The 1,222-nt window shown below is 69.6% G+C and carries 1 protein-coding gene; it reads left to right on the top strand.

Features of this window, described 5'->3' with window-relative positions; translation table 11 throughout:
• Window positions 1–14 precede the first annotated feature (14 nt).
• Window positions 15–1,222: dihydrolipoamide acetyltransferase family protein (locus ABZ693_RS36110; RefSeq protein WP_435842650.1), on the top strand; the 1,208-nt coding region annotated here is incomplete at its 3' end.

The raw sequence follows: 1,222 nt of genomic DNA, 5'->3' as shown, positions 1-1,222 counted from the left end.
CTGAGGAGAGCATCGTGACGATCCGTGAATTCAAGATGCCCGATGTGGGCGAGGGCCTGACCGAGGCCGAGATCCTCAGTTGGTACGTCAAGCCGGGTGACACGGTCACCGATGGCCAGGTCGTGTGTGAGGTGGAGACGGCGAAGGCGGCTGTCGAGCTGCCGATCCCGTTCGACGGGACGGTGCACGAGCTGCGTTTTCCCGAGGGGACGACGGTCGACGTCGGTGAGGTCATCATCTCGGTGAACGTGGGTGGTGACGCCCCGGCCGGGCCCGCCGCGCCGGCCGCCGAGACTCCGGCCGCACCCGCGCCGTCCGAGCCCCCCGTACGGGAGCCGGTCCTGGTGGGGTACGGCGTCACCGAGGGGCCGACACGCCGCCGCCCGCGCCGGCAAGAGGCCGCCGTCACCGGCGTGGGGGAGGGGGAGCCGGAGGTCGGGACGACCTGGTCGGCTCGTCCGCTGGCCAAGCCTCCGGTCCGTAAGCTCGCGAAGGACCTGGATGTCGATCTGGCGTCGGTCACTCCGACCGGCCCGGAGGGTGTCATCACCCGTGACGATGTGCACCGCGCGGTGGCCCCCGCCGCTCCCGCCACCGTGGTTCCGGTTCCGGTTCCGGTCTCGGTGGGCGCGCGGGAGACGCGTGTTCCGATCAAGGGGGTGCGGAAGGCGACGGCGGCGGCGATGGTCGGTTCGGCTTTCACGGCGCCGCATGTCACCGAGTTCGTGACGTTCGACATCACGCGGACGATGAAGCTGGTCGAGGAGCTCAAGTCCGGCACGGACATGGCGGGTCTGCGGGTCAATCCGCTGTTGTTGATCGCGAAGGCGGTCCTGGTCGCGGTGAAGCGCAACCCGGACATCAACGCGGCCTGGGACGAGGCGGCTCAGGAGATCGTGCGCAAGCACTATGTGAACCTGGGCATCGCCGCGGCGACCCCGCGGGGTCTGATCGTCCCGAACATCAAGGACGCGCACACGCAGGCTCTGCCGGAGCTGTCGCGCTCGCTGAGCGAGCTGGTCGCGACGGCCCGTGAGGGCAAGACCACCCCGGCGGCGATGCAGGGCGGCACCTTCACCATCACCAACGTCGGCGTCTTCGGCGTCGACACCGGTACGCCCATTCTGAACCCGGGCGAGTCCGCGATCCTCGCGGTCGGTGCGATCAAGCTCCAGCCCTGGGTCCACAAGGGCAAGGTGAAGCCGCGCCAGGTCACCACCCT

Source organism: Streptomyces laurentii (genome assembly GCF_040635425.1).
GTDB lineage: Bacteria > Actinomycetota > Actinomycetes > Streptomycetales > Streptomycetaceae > Streptomyces > Streptomyces laurentii.
The sequence above is the reverse complement of the archived record's forward strand: the minus strand, read 5'-3'. Positions and strand labels throughout refer to the sequence as shown.